This window comes from Psychrobacter aquaticus CMS 56 (assembly GCF_000471625.1).
Taxonomy (GTDB): Bacteria; Pseudomonadota; Gammaproteobacteria; order Pseudomonadales; family Moraxellaceae; genus Psychrobacter; species Psychrobacter aquaticus.
The window spans coordinates 30,936-47,735 of record NZ_AUSW01000030.1 but is presented as its reverse complement, the minus strand read 5'-3'; the positions used below and the strand labels follow the sequence as shown (position 1 = coordinate 47,735).

General features: G+C 41.9%; 16 protein-coding genes. 10 read left to right on the top strand and 6 right to left on the bottom strand.

The features are described from left to right. Positions 1 to 354: 354 nt before the first annotated feature. From M917_RS07935 to tsf, 8 genes are all read left to right on the top strand, one after another. A complete protein-coding gene (locus M917_RS07935; RefSeq protein WP_021814286.1) occupies positions 355 to 1,614 on the top strand; it encodes a multidrug effflux MFS transporter in 1,260 nt (419 codons plus the stop codon). A 260-nt stretch (positions 1,615 to 1,874) separates the two neighbouring features. Further along, entirely contained in the window at positions 1,875 to 2,753 is an 879-nt protein-coding gene (locus M917_RS07930; protein WP_021814285.1) for a transporter substrate-binding domain-containing protein, read from the top strand. Positions 2,754 to 2,766: 13 nt separating this feature from the next. Beyond that, the gene (locus M917_RS07925; protein ID WP_021814284.1) at positions 2,767 to 4,971 is read left to right on the top strand and encodes an ATP-binding protein; all 2,205 of its coding nucleotides are present in this window, start codon (positions 2,767 to 2,769) and stop codon (positions 4,969 to 4,971) included. A 60-nt stretch (positions 4,972 to 5,031) separates the two neighbouring features. After that, the gene (locus M917_RS07920; protein ID WP_021814283.1) at positions 5,032 to 5,394 is read left to right on the top strand and encodes a response regulator; all 363 of its coding nucleotides are present in this window, start codon (positions 5,032 to 5,034) and stop codon (positions 5,392 to 5,394) included. Positions 5,395 to 5,424: 30 nt separating this feature from the next. Then, positions 5,425 to 5,874 carry a chemotaxis protein CheX gene (locus M917_RS07915; protein ID WP_021814282.1) on the top strand — a complete coding sequence of 150 codons (450 nt, stop codon included), beginning with the start codon at positions 5,425 to 5,427 and terminating at the stop codon, positions 5,872 to 5,874. Between the two features lie 38 nt (positions 5,875 to 5,912). Continuing rightward, a complete protein-coding gene (locus tag M917_RS07910; RefSeq protein ID WP_021814281.1) occupies positions 5,913 to 6,362 on the top strand; it encodes a chemotaxis protein CheX in 450 nt (149 codons plus the stop codon). A gap of 424 nt (positions 6,363 to 6,786) precedes the next feature. Further along, the gene (gene rpsB, locus M917_RS07905; protein ID WP_021814279.1) at positions 6,787 to 7,584 is read left to right on the top strand and encodes a 30S ribosomal protein S2; all 798 of its coding nucleotides are present in this window, start codon (positions 6,787 to 6,789) and stop codon (positions 7,582 to 7,584) included. A 295-nt stretch (positions 7,585 to 7,879) separates the two neighbouring features. Then, the gene (gene tsf / locus M917_RS07900; RefSeq protein ID WP_021814278.1) at positions 7,880 to 8,761 is read left to right on the top strand and encodes a translation elongation factor Ts; all 882 of its coding nucleotides are present in this window, start codon (positions 7,880 to 7,882) and stop codon (positions 8,759 to 8,761) included. A gap of 179 nt (positions 8,762 to 8,940) precedes the next feature. On the opposite strand, the gene M917_RS07895 is transcribed toward tsf, so the two are convergent. From M917_RS07895 to hflX, 4 genes are all read right to left on the bottom strand, one after another. Then, positions 8,941 to 9,753, bottom strand: coding sequence for a lytic transglycosylase domain-containing protein (locus M917_RS07895; RefSeq protein WP_040642352.1), 813 nt, complete (start codon positions 9,751 to 9,753; stop codon positions 8,941 to 8,943). Positions 9,754 to 10,263: 510 nt separating this feature from the next. Next, positions 10,264 to 10,953, bottom strand: a complete 690-nt coding sequence (locus M917_RS07890; protein ID WP_021814276.1) for an LrgB family protein — start codon at positions 10,951 to 10,953, stop codon at positions 10,264 to 10,266. Continuing rightward, entirely contained in the window at positions 10,950 to 11,402 is a 453-nt protein-coding gene (locus M917_RS07885) for a CidA/LrgA family protein (protein WP_021814275.1), read from the bottom strand. Before M917_RS07885 ends, M917_RS07890 begins: the two co-directional genes overlap by 4 nt. Before the next feature lie 213 nt (positions 11,403 to 11,615). Beyond that, positions 11,616 to 13,082 (bottom strand): ribosome rescue GTPase HflX, encoded by a 1,467-nt coding sequence (gene hflX / locus M917_RS07880; RefSeq protein ID WP_021814274.1) that lies wholly within the window; start codon positions 13,080 to 13,082, stop codon positions 11,616 to 11,618. 363 nt (positions 13,083 to 13,445) lie between these two features. Between hflX and M917_RS07875 the strand changes: the two genes are divergently transcribed. Continuing rightward, positions 13,446 to 14,246, top strand: a complete 801-nt coding sequence (locus M917_RS07875) for a lysophospholipid acyltransferase family protein (RefSeq protein WP_021814273.1) — start codon at positions 13,446 to 13,448, stop codon at positions 14,244 to 14,246. A gap of 304 nt (positions 14,247 to 14,550) precedes the next feature. On the opposite strand, the gene M917_RS07870 is transcribed toward M917_RS07875, so the two are convergent. Further along, a complete protein-coding gene (locus M917_RS07870; protein ID WP_021814271.1) occupies positions 14,551 to 15,591 on the bottom strand; it encodes an aldo/keto reductase in 1,041 nt (346 codons plus the stop codon). 58 nt (positions 15,592 to 15,649) lie between these two features. Continuing rightward, positions 15,650 to 16,147: an FKBP-type peptidyl-prolyl cis-trans isomerase gene (locus tag M917_RS07865; protein WP_021814270.1), complete on the bottom strand. Its 498-nt coding sequence runs from the start codon at positions 16,145 to 16,147 to the stop codon at positions 15,650 to 15,652. Between the two features lie 284 nt (positions 16,148 to 16,431). On the opposite strand from M917_RS07865, the gene M917_RS07860 reads away from it, so the two are divergent. Then, positions 16,432 to 16,749, top strand: coding sequence for a hypothetical protein (locus M917_RS07860; RefSeq protein WP_021814269.1), 318 nt, complete (start codon positions 16,432 to 16,434; stop codon positions 16,747 to 16,749). The last annotated feature ends 51 nt before the right edge of the window (positions 16,750 to 16,800 follow it).

The window sequence follows — 16,800 nt, the reverse complement described above, 5'->3', positions numbered from 1 at the left end:
CAAAAAGATTGAGCTATTTAAGATGCTTTTTTTTGATGGACTATATTTTGAGACTTTAGGTGATTGTGTCTGGTTGTTGGGGTTTGTTTTATTACTGTTATACATCTCTTGAAACGCAGGCAGATATTACGATATAACACTGTCTGCCAGCACAAATGCATGCCAACATACGCTATTATCAGAGAGGCGTTTTTCAACATTGAATAAATGCCAAAAATAAAACAAGCAAGAATAATAAAATAACAGTCACTAGACTTCTTGTAAATAAGTCGTCGCTAGTCTTTAAAGCACTGTTTATAGCAGTCAATAAAATGGTGCTTTTGCAAGAAGTCTACTATATAAAATGGTCTAAATATGTCTGCTCCAAAATCTTCCCTACCCAATAAACCCATCGCTTCTGAACGAGTGCGCTCGGCCGATTTGCCTGTTGCATGGATTATGATGCTTGGGCTTATTGTGGCAGTTGGGCCATTGTCTATCGATATGTATCTGCCAGCGTTGCCATCCATGGCAGATGATTTTGGAGTATCAACTGCGTTTATGGCCAACTCTGTGCCAGCGTACTTTTTGGGCTTGGTATTTGGTCAGCTATTTTATGGGCCATTTAGTGATCGCGTTGGTCGAGTGAAGCCTTTGTATATCGGTATGACGCTCTATGTTATCGCTTCCATCATTTGTGCCACCACCAATAATGAGTATGTCTTATTTGTCGGGCGTACTATGCAAGCACTTGGCGCGTGTGTGGGGGCAGTGGTGACTCGAGCTGCGATTCGTGATCGTCTGACTGCCAAACAAACGGCCAAAGCCTTTTCTATTATGATTTTGGTCATGGGTTTAGCGCCTATATTGGCCCCCTCGCTTGGTGCGGTATTTTTACAATTTTTTAGCTGGCATTCGATTTTTTGGTTTTTGGCAGCCTTTGGTACGCTTAATTTGTTGCTCACTAAGTTTTTCTTTTTTGAAACATTGACGGAAGAAAATCGTAATGTGCGTCCTGCCAAAGAAGTTTTAAGCCAGTATTGGGAGCTATTAAAAGATCCCACTTTTAATTATCCAGCGATTGGGGGCGGTTTGCTGATGGGCGCGATGTTTGTTTATATCAGCTCAGCCTCTGAGTTGATTATGGACACTTATGGCGTATCAGCAACACACTTTGGCTGGCTGTTTGGAATGAATGCTGCAGGCTTTGTGGGTTTGACCCAGCTGAACCAATGGCTTACCAATCGTTTTCGTATTTTAAGTATTCTACGCTTTGGTGCGATGATGCAGGTTATTTCTGCAGGCGTGTTGTTTTTTATAGGTTTATTTTTGGGGACTGATGCTTGGCTACCCTTGGTGCTTGCCTGTATTTTCTTTTGTATTGCAGGTTTGGGTCTGACTCAGCCGAATGCCTCTGCCATTGCGCTCGCTTTTCAAAAACGCCGTGCGGGTATGGCAAGTGCGCTGCAAGGTTCGCTCATGTTTTCGGTCGGTATATTCGGTGGCTTGTTGTTAAATCTATTTCCGGTCAATCCAGTACTCAAAATTGGTATTGCTATGTTTGCCCTGATGGGCCTTGGGTCTTTTTTAATCTGGCAAATAGACCGTAATTTAAACCTTGATGATGCTGAATAAATCATAAGCTTTACTTTTTTGCCTTATGTTTAAAAGGCATTGATACTCTCTCCCTGTATCAATGCCTTTTTTTATGTCTAGTCTTTTGTTTTGACTATACAAATTTTTTGTAAAAAACAAACATAATTATTGCAATAGTTAAATTAGATAAGTATTATCCAACGTAACTTTATGTAATTAAATGTTGTGAAGATATTACTTCACCTCACTAAATTATTATCCAATGGATTTTGGAACAACGTTAAGCTTAAAGGTAGATTATGATGCAGTTATATCGAGTGTTACCAATGGTATTGAGTGTGGGCCTATTTGGCTGCGGTAACTCTTCCACTCAAGAAAATGCTAACGCAACGAGCACACCAGCTACAGAAAATAAAGACAGCTTTGTCAGTAAATTGCCTGCTACTGCGCCAACTTTAAAAGTGGCGACAACAGGTACGACGCCACCGTTTTCGTTCCAAGATGATTATGGCAACATGCAGGGTATTGATGTTGACTCCATTCGTGCTATTGGTGAAGAACAAGGCTTCAAAGTCGAGTTCTATAAAGAAACTTGGCAGAATCTGTTTGATAGTGTGGAATCGGGTAGCCGAGATTTGGCTATTGCAGGTATTTCTTACAAAGACGATCGTGCTGAAAAATACGGCTTATCAACCCCCTACTTTTTTAACCCAGCAGCCATCATGTATGTTAAAGATGATTTGAATATCAATAGCTTAGAAGATTTGCAAGGCAAGAATATCTCTGCAATGGAAGGTTCAAAGCAAGAAGATCAAGCTGAACTGATGGGCAGTTATAATAGTTTGACCACCAAAACTACCCCCTTTTTATTGTATGAAGATCTCGTCCAAGGCAAGGTAGACGCCATATTGCATGATTTGCCTATCTTGCAATACACGGCAAAAAACCATCCAGAATATAACGTTACTATCGTTCCTTACGAGGGCGAGGACAATCCATCTGCGCAGCAAGTCATATTAATGGCGAAAGGCAATAATACACTTATCAATCAAGTGAATGAGGGTATTACTAAGCTCAAAGCAAAAGGCACATTTGAAGAAATTGAAAAGCGCTGGTTGGGTGAAAACACATCTGTTGATACGAGCGCTGCTGATACTAATACTAAGCAATTGAACTAAGAGGCTATAAAAGATGGCAACCACCAGTAATGTAGATAACAAACGCTATCGCGGCTTGATTATTTCAATTGCGCTATTCTTATCTTTGATTGGTGCTCTACTTGCATTTACTTTCTATACATCAAGTTTGTTAGAAAGAAATACAGTATTGATCGATCAAACCAACCAAGTAGCAAACAGCGCGCAAGCGGTAATTAAAGACTTATTCGACCTAGACAGCAGCTATGGTGAAGACACCAGCTCTCCACATATTCAGCGAGTACTGAGTCGTCTAGAAGAAAATACTGCCCTCATCAGTGAATCTATTGTAGCCATTGAGCAGGGTGGTACGGTCACTAAAGAATTGGATGGTCAAACTTATAAGCTACCCAAGGTTAGTGGTAGTGCACAAGAGAGTGTTCAAGCCGCGAATGAACAGTGGCAACTTTTAGAGCCTAGAATTCAAAGCTACCTAAAAGATGCTGATAACGTGACGGTTGACTCCTCAGATGAGTTGTTTCAGGCCGTTGAACAGGCAAAAACATCCAGTTTGCTCATGAACGAGTCGTTAGAAGATTTGACTAACGAGGTTTTCCTTGACGCTGAACGCCAAGCAAATACCATCCGCCTGATTCAGGTACTTGGTGTTGCCGCTATCTTTGCGTACTTTTTGATCTTCGTATTCTTCTTTGTACGTCGTTTGCGTGAGACGGATGCAGAGGCGCTTGCCGCTCGTCGCGAAACACAAGAAATTATGCAAACGGTAAATACGGGTCTATTCTTGCTTGATAAAGACTTAAATATTGGTCAGCAGCATTCTCGAGCACTGAATGATATTATCGGTGAGGACAGATTGGCAGGGGAGAACTTTACCAATGTCTTACGTGGTCGTATTTCTGATAAAGATCTGGTAACCACACAGCAGTTTATTGATCAGCTATATAATCCGCGCGTGAAAGAAAAACTGGTCGACTCTTTGAATCCTCTAAACAAAGTTATGTTGCACGGTGCTACTAGAGGAGGGGACTCTAGCAGTCGCTTTTTAGACTTTAAGTTTTCACGAGTCTATGAAGATAAAGACATTGCTCGTATTCTAGTCAACGTCAACGATGTGTCAGATGCCGTTTATCTAGAGCAGCGTTTAGAAAAAGAGCGTTCGCAAAATGATATGCAGATTGAGATGCTAACAACCATCTTGAATGTAAATCCGAAGATTATCAATGAGTTCATTGACAATACTCAGAAGCATATCGAGAAAATGAACAATATCTTGAAAAACCCTGGTAGCTCACAATATGAGCTTGAAGCCAAGCTAAAAGCTATTTATCGCGAAATGCACAGTTTGAAAGGTGAGGCGTCTGCGTTAAAACTGCACAGCTTTACTAAGATTGCTTCAGATGCAGAAGACAAACTGCACGCGCTACAAAATCAAGGTCAGCTATCGGGCAATGATTTCTTGCAATTAGCAGTACATTTAGATGACTTATTAAATCTCTCAAATACCATTGCAACCTTGGGTGAACGCATCAACCGCTCAGCACCAATGAGCGCCAAACCTGCTACCACTCAAACATCAGCTGGGTTGGATGAAAGTATTGTCAAAAGCCGTGTGTCAAAAGCTGTTGTGACTGAGGGTGTGCCATCAAACTCTTTAGTCGATAACATGAACATTGATAGTGAAGCAGATGATGATCGATTGTCTTTCTACCAAGCGTTTGCAAAAGATATCGCTGCTAGACAAGGTAAGCAAGTACAGCTAAAAAGCGATACGCTAACGCAAATGGCCATACCAGCACAGCTGGAAAAGCCGATCAAAGAGATTAGTATTCAGCTATTACGTAATGCTGTAGTACATGGTATCGAAAAACCAAGTGTCCGTTATGCTACTGGAAAAAATGCCGTAGGAACGATTGATTTGGAAGTGCAAGATAACGGTTCAAGTATCATACTGACTGTACAAGATGATGGTCAAGGCATCGACTACGAAAGTATTCGTGCTAAACTGAGCACATCCGGTCGTTTTAGTACTGAAGCAGCAAATCAGCTCAGTCAGAATGACTTACTTGAACAACTGTTTTCTTCAGGTTTTTCTACTAAAGAGCATGCAGACGAAGATGGCGGCCGCGGCGTTGGTCTTGATATCATCAAAGCGCAAGTAGAAGAGTATAATGGCACGCTTAATGTAAACAGTGAGCTGGGGCAGATGACGCGGTTTGTCATTACTTTACCGAAAGCTTAATTGGAAACCATAGGTACGTTGTCAAGGACGACAAGCACTTTATTAAAGGTAATATAAGTTATGTATAAGTTAATGATTGTTGATGATTCAAATATTATTAGAAATCGTATTCAGCGCGCGTACGATTCAGGGAAATTTATGCTGGTTGCTACGGCTACCAGTGGCGTTCAAGCCATCGAAAAGTTTAATGTGCATCGTCCTGATGTGATTACGATGGACTTGACCATGCCACAAATGGATGGCCTTGAGTGCATTGAAAAAATCATAGCGATTGACCCTAATGTACGTATTTTAGTGGTATCAGCTTTGTCTGATAAAGCCACTGGTATTGAAGCGTTGTCGTTGGGCGCCAGCGGATTTTTGTGTAAGCCTTTTTCAGAAGAGGAGCTTGTAGAGTCTTTGTATGAGCTGATGCAAGACTAATACCATTCAACGACTTAAGTAGATGTCACTATGAAAGAACAAAAACTACAGATTTTTTTAAGCATTATTAGTAACTATTTTAATCAGTTTGGGGGAGAAGAGCTCGTCGCTGATACGCCATACTTATTAGAGAACAAGCAGCCAAAAGTCCATGACTATACAGGTGTGATTGGTATATCTGGTGAACAAAAAGGTGTGGTGTATTTTTCGGCAACACGTCAGTTACTGTCTTCTATATTAGATAGCATGGGTGAAACCGATAAAAGCGATGAAAACTATATAGATTTGGCTGGTGAAGTTGCCAATACAATCTCGGGCAATGCGCGTAAAGAATTTGGTCCAGAGTTTCATATTTCTGTGCCCTTCGTCTTCAAAGGCGCTCCGCAAAGTATTGTATTACCAAACGACGAGCGTTCTTTTATCATTCCCATCACTTGGCACTCGCAGATTGGCGAGATTGTGGTTTGTTTGCAGGATTAATGCTGCTGCCACGTAATACAGATGGATATTAATATACTATGTTTAAAGTAGAAAAATTGGGTGTGTTTCTCAGTTCGATTAACGCATTTTTTGTACAGATTGATAGCTCGGAAGTGGCTATTGATACCCCTTATCTGAACCATAACAAAAGTGCTATTGGTTATGATTTTAGTGGTGTTATCAAGATATCAGGTCCGCTTGTAGGCTGTGTATATGTGAGTGCCCCTAGTGTGATGCTGCGAGAAATAATAAAGGTGATGAAAGAGCCTGACTCCTCAATCACAATGATGAAAGACTTGCTGGGCGAAATGGCCAACACTATTTCTGGTAACGCTCGTACTGAGTTTGGCTCGGAGTTTATTATCTCTCCTCCTCATATCGTTGAAGGTGCGCCAAACGTGTCTTATTTGCCCAAAGATCGTCAAAGCTATATCACGCCATTTACATGGCGTGGTTATAAAGCAGTGATAGGGATTTGTATTGCTTAATCTCAAGCCACTTAGACAATAGCCAGACCCTGTAAGTACAAAGTACAAATCAAAAAAGCGACACACTCTGTGTCGCTTTTTTTGTCTTTCATCTCTCCCTATTTTACTGTTGTCTCAATGACGCTAAGCTAATAAACTGCTGGAGGTTCTAATCGATTGTATGGTAAAATACAGCGCAGCTATATTTATGATTCACTTTATCGTTTCGGTTTGAGCATTGTGCTTAAATCTGACAATAGCTTCTTTTTTAACCAACCAATGACACACACATCATGGCAAAAAATTGCTGGGTGTTTGGTGACTTGATTAATTTGCAAAGGCGTTAATGCAGTTTCAAAAGACATTAACCGTTAGCAGATGCGTGTCGCTAGATAGGCAGTTTTTGTGATGTGGAGGCATAACCCAACCAATAGGATATTTTCACATGGCTACAAAGAATCCAACCAAAATTGAAATGCGCGACTTACTACAAGCAGGCGCTCACTTTGGTCACCAAACACGTTTTTGGAATCCAAAAATGGGTCCGTATATCTTTGGTGCCCGTAACAAGATTCACATCATCAACCTAGAGCATACAGTAAAAGCCTTTAACGAAGCGTTGACTTTCGCAAACGGTCTAGCTGCTAAGAAGAACAAAGTATTGTTTGTTGGTACTAAACGCGCGGCAAGCGGTATCATCCGTGAGCAAGCTGCTCGTGCTGGCATGCCATACGTAGACCATCGCTGGTTAGGTGGTATGTTGACTAACTGGAAAACCCTACGTCAGTCAATCAACCGTCTAAAAGAGCTTGAGAAGCAAGCAGAAGACGGTACTTTCGCTAAGCTAACCAAGCGTGAAGCGCTAGAGCGTACTCGTGATATGGAAAAGCTTGAGCGTTCATTGGGCGGTATTAAAGACATGGGCGGCCTACCTGACGCAATCTTTGTTGTAGACGTCGATCACGAAGCGATTGCTATCAAAGAAGCTAAAAACCTAGGTATCCCAGTTATCGGTATCGTTGATACAAACTCTAGCCCAGACAATGTTGATTACATCATCCCAGCTAATGATGATGCTATCCGCGCTGTGTCTTTGTATGTAACTTCTATGGCTGATGCGATTATCGCTGGTAAAGAATATGCTCAGACTCAAGCTGGCGGCAAAGCTGAGCAAGAGCCTGCTACTACTGAAGAAGCACCAGCTGAAGCTCAAACAGAAGAAGCTGCGACTCCAGCAGAATAAGTAGCTGACCCAAAAGGTTTAACGTTGTAGGGATGCATTGATAGTTTGTCTATCGATATTCATATAACGTTATTAACAGCGTATAGGCTCATAATAGGCATGATGTAGTTTTACTCGTCATGCCTTATTGTTGATTAATAGCTCGTAAATAAGTGAGTATTGGTCACATAATATTTTTTACAATGATCGATAATGAGCACTTTTATTATAAAAGTGACATCATACATATAAATAGTAAAAACGTAGCGAATAGACGTTAAGCACTCCCATACATAACAATACTAAGGTAACTCTTATGACAGAAGTAAAAGTATCTGCCAAAATGGTAAAAGAATTGCGCGACCGTACAGGTCTTGGCATGATGGAATGTAAAAAAGCGTTAGAAGAATCAAACGGTGATGTTGAAGTTGCCATTGATAACTTGCGTAAGTCTGGTCAAGCAAAAGCCGCTAAAAAAGCGGGTAACATTGCAGCTGACGGTGCTATCATAATTGCTCAAGGCGACAACAAAGCCTTTTTGTTAGAAGTTAACTGCCAAACTGACTTCGTTGCAAAAGATGACAGCTTCACTGCTTTTGCAGAAAAAGTAGCCAATATTGCATTAGAGCATAACGTAACTGACGTGGCTGCTATTTCTGAATTGCCTTATGGCGATGGTCAAACTGTTGAAGAAGCGCGTGTATCTCTTGTACAAAAAATCGGTGAAAATATTCAAATCCGCCGTGTTGAAACCCTAGAAGGCACCAATATCGCATCATACCGTCATGGTCTACGTATCGGTGTAGTGGTTTCTTATGAAGGCGGCAACGCAGACACTGGCAAAAACCTAGCTATGCATATCGCTGCGTTTAACCCTGTTGCTGTCGATGATGAAGACGTGGCTGCTGATGTATTAGCACGCGAAAAAGACATCATTGAAGCGAAAGCTCGTGAGTCTGGCAAGCCTGACAATATCGTTGAAAAAATGATCGAAGGCGGCCTACGTAAGTACCTAGACGAAGTTACTTTACTACGTCAGCCATACGTCATGGACAACGAGAAAAAAGTTGGTGATGTACTAAAATCTGAAGGCGTAAAAGTTCTTGGTTTTAAACGTTTAGAAGTTGGTGAAGGCATCGAGAAAAAGAAAGAAGATTTCGCTGCTGAAGTTGCTGCCACGCAAGCGGCCAATAAGTAAGTTTTAGAAAATACTAGGAACGGCGATGAGTATTGACTAAGTTTTCAATGTTCATCGTTTGGTTTCATTAATAATAGTGCAATATAAAAGATGAAACCGTCAAGTATGCAAAAGCCCGCTAATAAATTAGCGGGCTTTTTTGTGTCTGGGTCTTACTGCTTGAATGAGTGTCTTATTTTTTAGCGTAGTGCTGCATAGGCTGAGTTAGTATAGCTGGCGCTATTACTGCTAGTGCCGTAACTGACATTTTGTAAACCACCACTATTATTAACTCTTGCCGGTTGATTGTTGGCACTCATGCTGGCACTAGAAAGCCCTGTGTCATTCTTGTATAAGCTATGATAGCGACTCATCACCTTTTGGACATAATTGCGTGTTTCTTTAAAAGGTGGGATGCCGCCATATTTGTCGACATTACCTTCGCCTGCATTATAGCCTGCAATGGCATATTCAACGTTATTGTTGAAGCGGCGCATCAGCCAAGCGATATATTTGGCTGAGCCTTCGATATTGTCCGCAGGATTCCAAGGATTGCTTACTTTAAAGCGACGAGCTGTTGCTGGCATCAACTGCATAAGGCCTTGTGCGCCGACTGGTGAGCGTGCATTGGGATTAAATGCTGACTCAGTATGCATCATCGCCTTCATGAGTGCAGGATCCACGCCATGTCGCTGAGCCGAGGCACGAATATAGCTGTCATAAGCGTTACGGCTGCCACTATTGCTGGCAGCGCTACTACCGTAATTATTACTGCTGCTACTACTATCGTCATACGTATTAGAGTTTTTATAATAAGTGACTTTTACTTTTTTAGTAAATTTATCAAAATTGCCACTTGGATTGACGTTGGTCAAAAGAACTTGCCCGCCTTTATCTTTATAGATATACATGTTGCCTGCTTGAGCGGCAATAGTAGGCAAGCTAGATAGGACGATGGCGGTGAGGAAAGTGGAAGATATGCAGCGAGTAACTAAGGTTGCAACATTCATCATGGGGTCATCACTTTTTATCGAGTAATAGCAAATTGCTTTGCCTATAGGCGCGTCTTTTTGCGCGTTTAAGCGGTTATCGGGCTTGCAGGATTTTACTGCCACTAGTGTGACAACAACTCAGCAAAAACCACATCTAACTAAAAACCACTTGCAATAGATACAAAAAATAATAGTTGCTTACTATAACATATAATAACTTTTTAGCGCATTTGATTGTCAAAATATTATCCAAATATGAACGTCATTTCTTACATAACTGTAAATAAATCAATAGGCTATTATTTTCAGGGGTGGGGAATAGATATAGTTAGGTCAATATAAAAAAGTCAGCGGGACTGGGATGCTTATCTTTAAATGAGAAGTTTCGTAGCCTCTGGCAGCAACGGCACAGCAAGCAAGAAAAATTTGTAGCAGTCACGCATCATAATGCTGTGTATCCATTTTATTTAGGATTAAGTATAAAAGCAGTTTAGAAAAAAAGACAAGGCTAACGCAACGACGTTAACTCGTCTAACCACTAAGCGCACTGATAAAGACAGGTACCCAAACCGCAGTGACGAGGCCATTCACGGCCAGTCCAAACGCAGCATAACGTCCTGCAGTGTGACTGATTTGCCACGCTTCTACTGTACCAAAGGCATGAGCCGCCAAACCAAGTGCCAAGCCTTTGGCGCGGTCGTCATCAATACCGCGAAACAAAAAGCGCGCTAACGTACCACCCAAAAGCCCTGAAACAATAATAATCAAGTTTGCCATCGCCAAGGGCGCTTTAATCAAATCTGCGACACTCAGGCCAATGGGCGTCGTCACTGAGCGCGTAGCAAAGGCCAATATAGTGTCATGACTTAATGACAATAAATAAGCCAATGACATCGGTAATAATGCTCCCACCATACTGGCAATGACGACGATTAAAGTGAGTTTTTTGATAGGTAACCCTTTGAAATTCATCGCTGCCAGTGGTACGGCCAATAGTACCGTGACGTATCCTAGTAGATGATCAAATACAGGTTTGGCAACACTATAATAATGATTATAATCCCATTGCAAAATGAACAAAAACACCAGAACCAACCCTAGCGCTGTAATGACCATTGGCAACCATGAGAGCTTGCGTGCCAGTACTCGAGCAATCACATGTGCTGCTAAGGTTAATAATATCGCCGCAAGGGTTGCTGTAAATACACTATCAAAACTCATGAGCGATCCTCATTCATACTATTCATCTTTTGCTCATGAATGACGGTGCTGTCAGTACCAGTATCATGATTTAGCCAGCGATGGGCAAGTATGGCCAGCCCCCAAAGTGGTATGAGTGTGCTGACAATTATCGTTACCATCACACCCCATAGCTCATCGCCCAAGGCGAACAGCAATAGACCTGCACCAGCAGAGACAGGTAAAAAAGCAAAACCGCTATCGACCAACAGTGTATTACTGGCTTGAGTGAGCCAGTTAGGCAGACCTTTGAGCAATCGCCATATCATCAAAATCACAAACATGGCGACCAGCCCTACGATGTTGGCCGCTTTTTCGATACCTGCCCATTGACAGATGATAACGGCAGACTCACGGACAAAGATGACCATGGCTAAAGTTAGGATTAACGCCAGCCACAGAGGTAAATGGGTGGAATGAGTAGATTTCATAAGAAGTTTTGGCCAAGTCAGGGAGATAGGGCAGCTACATGATAAGCAATCATAGGCTGCTAATGATGTCCTATAAATTAATATTTATGGAACATACCATAAGCGATTATATAGAGCGCAAACAGACTAATAAAATATACCATACAAAAAAAGACGATATCGATTGATACCGTCTATTGATGACTTATAAGGCTACTTTAAGTAGCTGCCTATTTAAATCTGTGAATCAGAAACGTGGGATTCTTTCGCGGCTGACGGCTCTGAATCGGTTGATACTGCATTTAACGCATCAAATTCATCAAACGCTTTTTCTTCTGCTTCAGTCAGCGTTTGCTCTTCATCGTGATCAGGCTGCTCGAATTCTTCAAGTACTGGCATCAGTAGCGTGGCTTGTGCTAATGGCAAGACATCTACAGGCTTTAAGTCCGCTTGGCCGAGCAGTTGTCTTAATCGGTCGCTTGGCAACCGAATGGTTAAGCATTCATGACCATTGTCGTCATAGCTTTCTTCTTGAATAACGCCGAGCTCATACAAAGCATTTTTTAACTGTCCTGCGTTATAAGGTAGTGTCAAATTAAAGGTAGTCAGTGTACCAGTCAGTAACTGCTGCACAGCCAATGACAATTCTTCCATGCCTAAGTTTTCTCTAGAAGAAACATAGACACGATTGGGTTGACCTTCGCTGGCATAACCGATACGTGCAGGCTCATCGGTCAAATCAATCTTATTATAAACATTGAGCACTGGAACGTCATTGTCAATTTCGGCTAAGACATCTTTCACCGCTTGAATTTGCTCATGCATGTCTTCACTCGATGAGTCAATAACGTGTAATAGTAAATCGGCTTCTAGTGTCTCCTCAAGTGTTGCGTGAAAAGATTCAACCAATTCATGTGGTAGATGACGGACAAAACCGACCGTATCGACCAATACCACACGTCCCACACCTTGCCAGTCTAAACGGCGTAACGTTGGGTCTAGCGTCGCAAACAGTTTGTCGGCCGCATAAATGTTTTCATCGACCAAACGATTAAACAAGGTAGACTTACCAGCATTGGTATAACCCACAAGTGAAATAGTCGGTACATCTGATTTTTGACGGCGAGCTCGACCTTGCGCACGTGTTTGTCTGACTTTCTCGATTCTACTTTTGAGCTGCATGACTCGCACTTGTAGCAAGCGACGATCCGTCTCAAGCTGGGTTTCACCAGGCCCACGTAGACCAATACCACCTTTTTGACGTTCCAAATGCGTCCAACCACGTACCAAACGCGTCGATAAATGATTCAGCTGTGCCAATTCTACTTGCAACTTACCTTCGTAGGTACGCGCACGCTGAGCAAAAATATCCAAAATCAAACCCGTGCGGTCAAGTACACGGCATTTCACTAATGCTTCAATATTACGCTCTTGCGAAGGCGATAAGCTGTGGTTAAACAGGACAATATCCGCATCATGTTCGCGTACCAATTCTGCAATTTCTTCTGCTTTACCGCTACCAACGAAGTATTTGGCATCCGGTCTTTGGCGTGAGCCAGTAACCAGCGCCAAACGATCAGCCCCTGCTGAATCGGCCAGCAGTTCAAACTCACCAAGATCATCAGGATCTTGAATATGGCGGATGTCTAAATGTACTATAATGGCGCGTTCGCCACCTTCATGTCTTTCAAAATAATCCAAAGAGTATCACCTATTCAATAAAGTAAATAAATCGCTACGAGGCCAGTACTTAAAGGTAGAGTGCTATTAAATAAATATTTAATCTCATTAAGTTCAGTGCTAACGCAACGTTCAGATAACCATTTATATGTGGTCTTATCACTTGATATTAAAGCGTATTAGCATGATTATTGATGATTTTATGTTACAACGTTAATGATGAAATGTTTTGTCGTTAAAAAAATGGCCCTAATAGACTCGAACATTAATAAAAGCGATTTATAATCCAGTGCACAAATCGTCACTGACTCGATGAATTTTGTTATACTCACAGCGCTTGTTTACGATATATAATCATACGTTTTTTAACCACGAGGGACACAGATGAGCCAATCTAAGTCAGGCTTTTCACTCAAACGGCAATTGGGTCGCGGCAGACAAATTGCTGGCATGACCACGACGATCGCTGGTGGCATGCGCGCTGCCCAACGTATTGGCGCATTTAGACAGCCGCCGCGCGAAACCTTGCCTCGCTATATCCAAACCTTTTGTCGCAAAATGGCAGGCTCTTTCGGCGTAAAAGTCGTCGCCATTGAGCCAGTACAGCAGCATCATGGTCTATGGGTATCTAACCATGTGTCATGGATGGATATTCCTGTGGTCGGTACGCTCAGCCCTGCTTTTTTCTTATCTAAAGCGGAAATTGGGGAGTGGCCGATATTTGGTAAATTGGCTCAGGCCGCAGGCACGGTCTTTATTGAACGTGGCTCCGGCGATGCAGGCTCGGTTGCAACACAAATTGCCAGCTTTTTAACCGAAGGGTTTTCGGTGATATTTTTTCCAGAGGCCACTACGACCGACGGCAAAAAAATCAAGCGTATTCATGGCACACTGTTACAAGCAGCCATAGATGCTGATGTACCTGTTCGCCCGCTGGTTATTGCTTATGTCAATAAAGACGGCACGCTAAGTGAAGCGTTGCCATATTACGGCAAGCTTACGATGAAAGAGAGCCTAAAAAAAGTGCTCGATAGTAAAGATGTCACCGCCTATGTATTACCACTTGAGCCGATAGATCCCAAAGGTTTGAATAAAAGTGCGCTGACCAATTTATTACAAGCCCGTATGCAAGAAGGTCTGGCCGAACTGCATGCACGAGTGTTAACAACAACTCCAAAAGCATAAAGTTTTATGTAAATTAAAATGTAAATAGACATAAAAAAAGGCGCAAATCGCAATGATAATGCTAGCGATTTGCGCCTTTTTGTTTTTACTATATTCAATCAGCATAAAGATGGTGCATATGTCAATTGTATTCTACTAGCATAACTTTTATGAGTCATGCTGGTACAAAAAAGAGTCGGCGAGACTGGGATAAATTTTTTGTAGCCTCTATCGGCGTAGGCACAGCAAGCAAGAAAAATTTGTGCCAGTCTCGCGTCATAATATCGTGTATCCATTTTATTTGGTATCGACTATATATATCAACCTAAGGTGACGGATTGGGATACTGTGTATGTACTGCTTCAATCGCCTCTAATACATCTGCAGTTAGTTGTACGTTGATGCTATCGATATTGGATTTAAGCTGCTCAGTCGTCGTCGCGCCAATGATGTTACTGGTGACAAACGGACGCGTATTGACAAAGGCCAATGCCATCTGCGCCATGTCCAAACCTGCATCAGCTGCGATTTTGGCGTATTGTTCGGTGGCTGATACAGCTTGCTCATTGGTATAACGGGCGAAGCGATCATACATCGTGAGACGCGCGCCAGTAGGACGTTTGCCATCGAGATATTTGCCAGATAATACACCAAATCCAAGCGGTGAATAAGCGAGCAGGCCAACGTTTTCACGATGTGCCATCTCTGCCATGCCCACTTCGTATAGACGGTTCAGTAAGCTATAAGGATTTTGGACGGTAAGAGGTGCGATTAAGCCATTTTTGTCCGCCTCCCAAAGGTAGCGCATCAGACCCCAAGCGGTATCATTTGACAAGCCATAGGCACGAATACGGCCTTTTTTTATCTCATCATTTAACGCTTGAATAGTTTCTAAAAAGGGCGTTAAATCGTCCAGCGACTGTGCTGCCATCGTTTCAGTATAACCGCGCTGACCGAAAAAGTTAGTCTGACGTTCAGGCCAATGTAGCTGGTAAATATCAATATAATCGGTCTGTAAACGCTCTAGATTGCCATCAATCGCACCGCTGATATGTTCAGCGTTAAACCGTGTCTGACCATCCCGTAAAAAATCCATCGGTGAAATTTTGCTGGCAAGAATAACTTTGTCACGCTGTTTGGTTTTATGAAACCATGTGCCCATGAAGCGTTCGGTAGCGCCTTGCTTGTCTTTATCTGGTGGCGACGGATACATCTCAGCGGTATCCCAAAAGTTCACGCCTTCACTGAGTGCCATGTCCATTTGCTCATGTGCTTGAGATTCTGTATTTTGCTGTCCCCATGTCATCGTCCCAAGGCAAATTTTAGAAACCTTTTCATTGAGTTGTGGCAGTATTTCATATTGCATGCGAGTGTCCTTTTTGACTTTGTTTTTATTTAAAATTACTTTTATTACGATTGGGCGTTTACATTAACTGTATACCAGTAACGCCAGGCGGGGTCACTTTAAAAACTTTCACTTTAAATAGTACGGATTGTCCAGCAAGCGGATGGTTAAAATCTACCTCAATTTCGTCGTCATCGATTGCGCTAATAGTTCCAGGCAAAGTGTTTTTGCCTTTGTCTTCAAACTCAACCATTATGCCTATTTCAGGATTGTCAGCGATAAGCGCAAACTGGGTGCGGCTAAAGTGTTGGACATTATCAGGATTCCATTCGCCAAAGGCTTGCTCTGGTTCGAGGTGGGCGGTACGAGTGTCACCTGCGCGCAGATTCATCAGTACCTGCTCAAAGCCCGGTAACAGACTCTCGTCACCAATCGTCAATGTCACTGGTGCATCGCGACTAAAAGTAGAGTCAATCATTGTGCCATTTTCTAGCGATACCTCAAAATGCAGCTTTACAAGGCTGCCGTAAGTGATACGTATGTCTTCATTAGGAGTGATAAATTGCGAGTCGGTCATAGTTGTCGTTTCTTTTATAAATTATGGTCAATGAATCATTATGAGCAGCTGTTTTTATAGCAGATAAATAGTCTAGCATAGTCAGTATGCAACATACTGCTATATCATTAGGACAGTGTAAAAACGTAGATATATGATATTTAAATGCTCAGCAAAATTTTAATTGTGGTCGTCAAAGGTAAATTTAAGTTGACTTATATTTCTATATTGTATATAAGTGTTTTCGATTCGTTAATAAAACGACTTCTGTCTACTAACTTTCATTTAACAACTTTGAGATAACTATGAAAAAGACGATTTTAGTAATTGGTGTATTTGCATTATTGGCACAAGGTTGTGCGACTCCACATGTCGTGCAAACTAAAAAAGTAAGTGACGTCAATTTGTCATGCACACAAATTCTTAGTGAAATTGAAGAAGCTGAACAATTTGAAAAAGATGCTCGTGCTGAGCGTAAAGTTACTGGCAAAAATGTAGCCGCCGCAGTATTGTTCTGGCCGGCATTGATTGGTACTTACTCTAATACAGAAGAAGCTATTGAAGCTGCAAAAGAACGCCGTGCCAATTTGACTAATCTATATGCACAAAAGAAGTGCCGTTAATGCCTTTGTTTTAATGATAAGTGTCTAAAACGCTTTCATATCTGATCCAAA